This window comes from Deltaproteobacteria bacterium (assembly GCA_019308925.1).
In the GTDB taxonomy this organism is placed as follows: domain Bacteria; phylum Desulfobacterota; class B13-G15; order B13-G15; family RBG-16-54-18; genus JAFDHG01.
Genome location: JAFDHG010000022.1, coordinates 21,377 through 29,055 on the forward strand (window position 1 = coordinate 21,377; position 7,679 = coordinate 29,055).

The following is a 7,679-nucleotide window of genomic DNA, read 5'->3' on the forward strand; positions in this document are numbered from 1 at the left end:
AAAATCAATGAACCCTCCTCTCTAAATCCTTCCAGTACTTCTCCGACTTGGTAGCCCTCTCTCGCTCCATGGTCTCCAAGACAAGGCCAAGATCGAAAGAAAATTTGCAAAACTTTGAAGAGACCTTCGATTTCTGGCTGCTCAACATCCCTCCCTGTCCCGGAGCACCCTTCGCAACACCTTCCCCACAGGCGTCTTGGGTATCTCTTCGATGAATTCAACCTCTCGAATGCGCTTGTAAGGGGCAATACGGTCGGCGCAAAAGTTGATGAGTTCCTCCTTGTCCACGGTGAAACCCTCATTCAGCACTACGTAGGCCTTGGGCACCTCACCAACCATAGGGTCCGGCTTTCCGACCACAGCGCATTCCTTGACCGTGGGATGTTCGTAGAGGACGGCCTCAACCTCGGCCGGGGCGATGGTGTATCCTTTGTACTTTATGGTCTCCTTTTTGCGGTCGAGGATGCGAAAATACCCCTCTTTATCCATCATGGCCAGATCACCCGTGTAAAGCCACCCGTTGCGGAGTGCCTCCTGGGTATCTTCAGGTCGGTTTAGATATCCTTTCATCACCTGCGGTCCCTGAATCACCAGCTCGCCCATCTGGCCCGGTGGCAGCTCAGTTTCGCCTGTTTCCTCATCCACGATGCGGGCATCGGTATCCATAACAGGGATTCCGATGGTTCCGGACTTTATTTTTTTAAGTGGTGAGTTATGGGTCTCCGGTGAGGCCTCACTCAAGCCGTAACCTAAGTCCATCTTGACCCCGGTTAGCCGCTCCCATCTTTCTCTGATCTCCGGTGGAATTGGCATTGCCCCTGCCTTGACATATCTCAGACTCGATAGGTCATATTTGGTTATAACCGGGCTATTTGCCAAAGCAGCGAACATGGTCGCAGCGCCATAGATGACTGTGGCCTTTTCTCTCTCCACCCTCATCAGCAATTCCTCGGCATCAAAGCGGGGCAGTATGATCACCCTGGCGCTGCTGTAGATCGGTGAGTTTATACAGGTGCAGCCTCCCCAGCTATGGTAGAAGGGGAGCAAACCTATGATGACATCTTTGTCGCTCCATCCAAACCAGGCAGCGTTCTGCATGGCGTTGGCCACTAGATTATAGTGGGTCAGCAATACCCCCTTGGGGAGCCCAGTTGTCCCCCCGGTGTAGACGATGACTGCTACGTCATCCATGGGCCTTACCGTGAATGTGGGTGGAGTGGGTGGGTACTTCTCCAGAATTTGATCAAGGGAGATTGCCCCATTCTCCTCGGCGTCAGTCAAAATTACAACCCTCAATTGGGTCTCCGTTTGCACCTCCTTGACCAGGGGGTAAAGGTCCCTGTTGGTTATTAAGGCTTTGGCCTCGGTGTCGTTAAGCTGATGCCTTAACTCTACCTGCCGATAGAGCGGGTTGGCCGTGGTAACCGTGCCGCCAGCCTTCAGTATTCCATAGTATCCGATAATGAACTCAAGGCTGTTTGTAAGGAAGAGCATCACCCTGTCCCCCGCTTCTATTCCCAGGTTACGGATCCCGGCGGCTAGCTTGCCAGTTAGCTCATCGAGTTCTTTGTAAGTCAGCTGGCGCTCCCGGCAACTGAAGGCGATGTTCTCTGGCCACTTTTGGGCTGCCCTAGATAAGAGCTCAAAGAGGGGCATCTCGGGGTAGTCCAGGTGTCGCGGCACGCCTTCTGGCCAAAACTTAAGCCACGGCCTATCTGGCGGCACTTGATATTCCACATGTCCTCCGTTCCTTAAAATCTTCATGGCTTCACTCCTCAATTTTATAGTATCTTGGGGAAAAGACGATAATTTATGGGGGCGGTAGCCATGCCCCCTTAAGTAATAGACTTAACCCTTCCTCATCTGCAGAACGAATACTGTGAGCAGGAGGATAAGTCCTGTTATATTCGCCCACAGATACGGCCACATAAACCCCAAGACAGCCGCTCCCATCATTATCTGCTCAGGGATCGTGTTTTCCCTGCGGAGATATCTTTCAAATAAGGAGGCAAAGGCCATAAGCGCCAAGCACCCACTCAATATAGCTCGGATCACCTGGGGCATAGGGCCGTCGAGGAGCAGAGGTGAATAGGCCATGAGAATAGGTATTACGTACATGCCAATGGCGACCCTCCAACTCACAAAGGCTGTCTTCATGGCCTCTGTCCCGGCTATCCCTGCTCCAGCAAAGGCGGCAAGGGCCACAGGAGGGGTGACATTGGCGTCTTGGCTGTACCAGAAGACGATCATATGGGCCGTGAGCATCGCCATCCCTAGCTCCATGAGGGCCGGTCCTGCCAGGATTACAAGGACAATATAGGAGGCTGTCACCGGAAGCCCCATACCCAGGAACATCGAGGCAAGGCCGACAAGTAAGATGGCAATAAGCTTTATCCCACCTGACAGGGAAAGCACCACACTTGAGAACTTGAGCCCAAGCCCGGTAAGCCCCACCACCCCCACAATGATCCCAGCAGCCGCACAGGCCACAGAGACCATCCCCGCATTCTTCGCCCCTCTTTCGAGGAGTCTCAGAATATCCCAAATGCCTATTCTTGTTTCTTTACGTATCATACACACTAACAGGACAGAGATTACCCCCATGAATCCGACCATCATAGGACTATAGTTGGCGACGAGAAAGTAGACAAGGACTCCGATGGGAATTAGAAAGTGAAAGCCCCTCTTTATGACGGCGAACAATTTCGGAAGGTCCTTGGCATCAAGACGTTTGATACCCGTTTTTTTCGCTTCCAGGTGAACGAAGCAATACACAGCGAAGTAATACATAATGGCGGGTATTAACGCAATCTTGACGATCTTCAAATAAGGCGTGTTGGTAAACTCCGCCATCAAGAACGCCCCTGCACCCATGATCGGTGGCATGAGCTGGCCGCCGGTGGAGGCCGCCGCCTCTATAGCACCAGCGACATGGGGCCTGTAACCAGTATTTTTCATCATGGGGATGGTAAAGGAACCAGTGGTGACCACATTGGCCACGGCGCTACCCGAGACCGATCCCATAAATCCGCTGGCGATGACCGCTGTCTTGGCAGGTCCGCCTACCATACGTCCTGTAAGGGCATAGGCCAGTTGTGTGAAGAAGTTGCCACCACCTGTTCCCTCGAGGAAAGAACCGAACAGGACGAAGATAAACACGAACGTAGCAGCAACACCAAGGGGAAGACCAAAGATCCCTTCAGTTGTCAAATACAATTGTCCCACTATGCGAGGGATACTGTACCCCTTATGACAAAGAAGGCCAGGAATATATGATCCCAGATAGGCGTAGAAGATAAAGACGATACATATAATAGACATGACCAGGCCAATTGCCCTCCTGGTTGCCTCTATGACCAAAAGGGTGGCCACACCTCCCATCACTATATCGAGGGCAGTCCATTCCCCCTGCCTCTCTATGATCTGATCGAAAAACGCCAGGATATAGAGGACTACTGCGAAAGAAAGGGCAAAGAGAAATAAATCAAGGATGAGGTATCCATCAAACCTCACCCTTGAGGCCTTCTTGGAAGGGGGGTAATAGAGGTAGACGATGGCCAATACAAACATGATGTGTATGCCCCTTTGGAACATGGCCGTAAGGGCACCAAGACCAGCAGTGTAGAGTTGAAAAATAGAAAGGGCTATAGCGATCCCCGAACCTATAAGAGAGAGAATTCCCCTCAGTTGCCTATTGCGTTCTACCTTGACAACTTCCTCATCCATCTCTCCAGCCTCACTTTCTGATCAAAGACAAAATCCAGGGGTGGGTCTTCATCTTCAGCTCTACAAGCTTTCCTTCAGCCTTCTCCGTGAGGTTGATCTTTTTCCCTCTCACAGAGAGGGTATGATCAACCCCGCGAGAACCTACCCTTAGGAGAAAGCTGCCTACAGGTTCACCTATCTCCTTTATCTTGATCCATCCCCCTTCACCAACAATATGACCGTGTCCTTGCCAGTGTCCCATGCCTGCTCCAAACATCCGAAAGTAGGTCTCGTGAAGCACAATCCCTTTCCCTCTCTGGAGGCTGAATACTTCGCACACTGGTTTGCGATCCACAGAGTGGATGTAGCATATCTCAAACCGCTCACCCCACTTAAGTGGAAAGGCCGCTACCCTTCCTCCCCCCCCTATATCCTCTATGACCAGCCAAGGAGTACATATAAGGAGGAGGGCGGTCGCTCCAAGCATAACAGCTAAAAGGACTGCCCTCCTCACATTTCCCCTTCTTGATTACTTCTTCGGTATCAGACGATCAGGTATTTTAAGGCCCAGTTCACGGTAATACTTGATGGCACCCGGATGCAGGGGAATGGCCGAGTGGGCTAGGGCGTTTTCCGGAGTGGTATACTTGGCAAAGGGGTGTATCTTTTCCAGATAATCCTTATGCTCAAAGACCGCCTTCACCAGTTTATACACCAGATCCTCTGATACATCGGCGTTGCAGAGAACGGTGTTCCAAACTGAGGGATTCTTCACCGGATAATCTACCCCTTTATAGGTACCAGGTGGCATCACAAAAGGGGAGTAGAAGGGGTAGGCATCGCAGATTTTTTTAATGTCCTCGTCGCTGAAGGAGATGAGGGCGATATCCCTGGTGGTGGCCAGATCCATGACAGACGAGGTAGGGGCAGCCACATCCCATATCCCCACATCAATGGTCTTATCCTTGAGGGCGTGGGCGTTCTCTGTAAACGAGAGGCGGTGGACCTTGAAATCCTTATAAGAGATCCCCAGGGCCTTGAAGACCAGATTGGTCTTAAACTCGGTGCCGCTGCCAGGTGCACCCACGGAGACATGCTTCCCCTTGATGTCATAAATGGTCTTGATCCCAGACCCCTTCAGGGCCACCACGTGATAGTGATGGGGGTACATCTGGAACATGGCCAGGATCTTCTGGGGCTTCCCCTTAAACCGCCCTTCTGCGTAATAGGCCTGATAGGCTACGTCGTTCATCACCTCACCGATCAGGGTCTCACCCCTGTGGGCCAGTCTGACGTTTTCCACAGATGCACCTGTGACCTCTGCCACTGCCTTCACACCCGGCACATACCTGGTCCATATCTCGGCCAGGCCACCGCCATAAGGATAATAGACCCCACCGGTCCCGCCAGTACTGACGGAGATGAGCTGTTCCTTTGCAGGAGCTTGGCTTGCCCCGAAGACAAGCCCCACCAAGAATATGGCACATATCATAATGAGAAAAACCTTCATGGAACTATGTCTCATGATCTCGCCTCCCTTCTAATATGTTATCTTTATTTAATAGATATTGTCTTCACCACAACTGTGACCTTCTTTGGAGCCCTCTCACAATTTACAGGATAGGTTCCCTTCGCTTCCTTTCCTGGAGCCAACACAGGTGGTTTCCCTTTGCGCGGGAGTAACCCACCAGAGGCAACCCCCTCTTCAGGCAGGATAAATTGCACGCGGAATCTCTGGGGTTTGTCAGACTTGTTCTTGATCCCCACCTCGAAGTGCCAGACCGGTTTTTTCCACCCTTTGAACTGCCTGATATAACAATTTAAAAAGGTAACATCAGCCTCTTTGGTAACATTCCACTTTATCTTGGTGGCGCAACTTACCGGACCTGAAGGCTTGTACATCATTCCCGCACATCCCAGGACCAATCCCAAGACGATTAGGAAAACCAGCCCCAAAAAAGTCTTAGACGTAATATATCTCTTTCTCATAACCCTCCCTCCTCTCTATAAGATCATATTGGCCTCAAAACCCCCTAAAAAATTTTTCCTCACCTCCTTTATCATTTTTATTTATGATGAGGCTTACTCCGAAGGTAAAAATAGCTGCTTAGAGCAACGCCCTAGCGGCTCACACCGTGGCAAAACTAAATTCTCTTTCCAGCAAGTGTCGCAATTCTTAAATCCCCAGGTACGCCTCCCTTATATCCTGTGACCCTTTTATCTGCTCCGCACTCCCCTCTGCCTTTATTGTACCCTCGTGCATGACGTAGACATAGTCCGAGGCATTAAGAGAGGCCTCAACGTTTTGCTCAACAAGGAGGATGGTCAGGCCTATCTCGGCCTCCATCTTTTCGATCGTCTCGAAGACCTCACCCACAAGCTTGGGGGCTAAGCCCTGACTTGGTTCATCAAGCATTATTAACTTTGGCCTCGTCATCAATGCCCTGGCAATGGTCAACATCTGCTGTTCTCCACCACTCAGCGAACCAGCCCTTTGTTTGTCCCTTTCCTTTAAGATGGGGAATAGAGAATATACCAGTTCGACGGTCTCATTTACGTTTTTCAAGGCCTTTTTGGGATAGGCCCCCATGATGAGATTTTCGTGCACGCTCATGCCGACGAAAAGGTGCCTCCCCTCAGGGACGAGCACGACGCCCAGATCCACCTTTTTGTGGGTCGGCAAATGGGTGATCTCCTCACCTTCATAGGTGATTTTCCCCCCCCAGGGCTCTATCGAACCAAAGATAGTCCTGAGCAGGGTAGTTTTCCCGACTCCGTTGGGCCCGAGCAAGGAGGTTATAGAACCCTCTTTGACCTCCATGTTCGGCCCCCACAATACCTGCATTGGCCCATATCCAGATTCAAGATTTTCAAGCTTCAGCATGTCCCTCTTCCTCCATCGGACGTCCAAGGTATACATCTATGACCCTTGGATCTTTTAAGGCCTCAGCCGTAGGTGCTTCAACCAACTTCTTACCCTGGTGCATCACCATCACCCTCTCAGCAAATCCCACCACCGCCCGCATGATATGCTCCACCATAGAGACGATGGCGATATTCTCCTCCTCTTTTATCCTCTTCAAAAAAGCAACCATCTCGTCAATATCTTTGGGGTGCATTCCAGCCAACGCCTCATCCATGAGGAGGAGCTTGGGCCTCATCGCCAAGGCCCGGGCGATTTCCATCAACTTTTTGTCCACCGGGGTCAATGACCCGGCCGCCTTGTCCCTGTGGGCCGAAAGACCCACGAGTCCAATATAGCGGTCAGCTATCTCCAACGATTCATCCACGCTGACCTTGCCGCTCAGGGTACCAAACATGGCCCCGACTGCCACATTCTCCCTCACGCTGGCCGAGCTAAAGGGTCTAGGGATCTGAAAGGTTCGCCCGATCCCCAAAGGGGTCCTTTTATATGGCGGCAGATGGGTGATATCCTTCCCCTCGAAGATGACCCCCCCCTCCTCTGGAGGGTAGACCCCACTGATGACATTGTAGAGGGTGGTCTTTCCACTGCCGTTAGGGCCCACTATGCCGATTGCCTCCCCTGGCTGAATCTCCAGACTCACATTATTTACGGCTACAAGGCCGCCAAACCTCTTGGTTATATTTTCCAACTTTAACAATAACGCCATAAAACCTCTCCTATATGATGAACTTCTCCAAAACTGTGCCCTTTAACCTTGGCTTCAGCACGCCGATGACCCCCTCGGGAAAGGCCACGATGATTACAACGATGATCGGCGCGAAGATGAGGAGCTGAAATCCTGGTATGATAACGGTGAGCCAGTACTTGGACAACCCATACATGAGCCCTCCGACAACAGGGCCGAGAAGTGTACCTGCCCCTCCCAGCAGGACAATGATGATGCACTCTATGGTATAGTGTATTTCAAAGACTTCTGGTGGGAACACATAGGTCAGTTTTAGGGCCCACGCCAAGGCCCCAATCAATCCAGCGAGCGAGGCGCTGGTGA

At 51.4% G+C, this 7,679-nt stretch carries 8 protein-coding genes; all 8 read right to left on the minus strand.

The genetic code is table 11. The annotated features are described in order from the left end of the window. Nucleotides 1-141: 141 nt before the first annotated feature. Entirely contained in the window at nt 142-1,764 is a 1,623-nt protein-coding gene (locus JRI46_05075; GenBank protein MBW2038958.1) for a long-chain fatty acid--CoA ligase, read from the minus strand. Nucleotides 1,765-1,848: 84 nt separating this feature from the next. After that, complete coding sequence (locus JRI46_05080) at nt 1,849-3,726, minus strand: TRAP transporter permease (protein MBW2038959.1); 1,878 nt, start codon at nt 3,724-3,726, stop codon at nt 1,849-1,851. 10 nt (nt 3,727-3,736) lie between these two features. Next, nucleotides 3,737-4,219 carry a DUF1850 domain-containing protein gene (locus tag JRI46_05085; protein ID MBW2038960.1) on the minus strand — a complete coding sequence of 161 codons (483 nt, stop codon included), beginning with the start codon at nt 4,217-4,219 and terminating at the stop codon, nt 3,737-3,739. A gap of 15 nt (nt 4,220-4,234) precedes the next feature. Beyond that, nucleotides 4,235-5,215, minus strand: coding sequence for a TAXI family TRAP transporter solute-binding subunit (locus JRI46_05090; GenBank protein MBW2038961.1), 981 nt, complete (start codon nt 5,213-5,215; stop codon nt 4,235-4,237). Between the two features lie 44 nt (nt 5,216-5,259). Next, nucleotides 5,260-5,694 (minus strand): hypothetical protein, encoded by a 435-nt coding sequence (locus tag JRI46_05095; protein MBW2038962.1) that lies wholly within the window; start codon nt 5,692-5,694, stop codon nt 5,260-5,262. A 187-nt stretch (nt 5,695-5,881) separates the two neighbouring features. Further along, nucleotides 5,882-6,589 (minus strand): ABC transporter ATP-binding protein, encoded by a 708-nt coding sequence (locus tag JRI46_05100; protein ID MBW2038963.1) that lies wholly within the window; start codon nt 6,587-6,589, stop codon nt 5,882-5,884. After that, complete coding sequence (locus JRI46_05105; GenBank protein ID MBW2038964.1) at nt 6,576-7,337, minus strand: ABC transporter ATP-binding protein; 762 nt, start codon at nt 7,335-7,337, stop codon at nt 6,576-6,578. The genes JRI46_05100 and JRI46_05105 overlap by 14 nt, the downstream gene beginning before the upstream one ends. A gap of 10 nt (nt 7,338-7,347) precedes the next feature. Beyond that, nucleotides 7,348-7,679: branched-chain amino acid ABC transporter permease (locus JRI46_05110; GenBank protein MBW2038965.1), on the minus strand; the 332-nt coding region annotated here is incomplete at its 5' end.

Coding starts and splice junctions, on each gene's coding strand:
- JRI46_05075 (MBW2038958.1), bottom strand. CDS start 1,764: ATGAAGATTTTAAGGAACGGAGGACATGTGGAATATCAAGTGCCGCCA.
- JRI46_05080 (MBW2038959.1), bottom strand. CDS start 3,726: ATGGATGAGGAAGTTGTCAAGGTAGAACGCAATAGGCAACTGAGGGGA.
- JRI46_05090 (MBW2038961.1), bottom strand. CDS start 5,215: ATGAAGGTTTTTCTCATTATGATATGTGCCATATTCTTGGTGGGGCTT.
- JRI46_05105 (MBW2038964.1), bottom strand. CDS start 7,337: ATGGCGTTATTGTTAAAGTTGGAAAATATAACCAAGAGGTTTGGCGGC.
- JRI46_05095 (MBW2038962.1), bottom strand. CDS start 5,694: ATGAGAAAGAGATATATTACGTCTAAGACTTTTTTGGGGCTGGTTTTC.
- JRI46_05100 (MBW2038963.1), bottom strand. CDS start 6,589: ATGCTGAAGCTTGAAAATCTTGAATCTGGATATGGGCCAATGCAGGTA.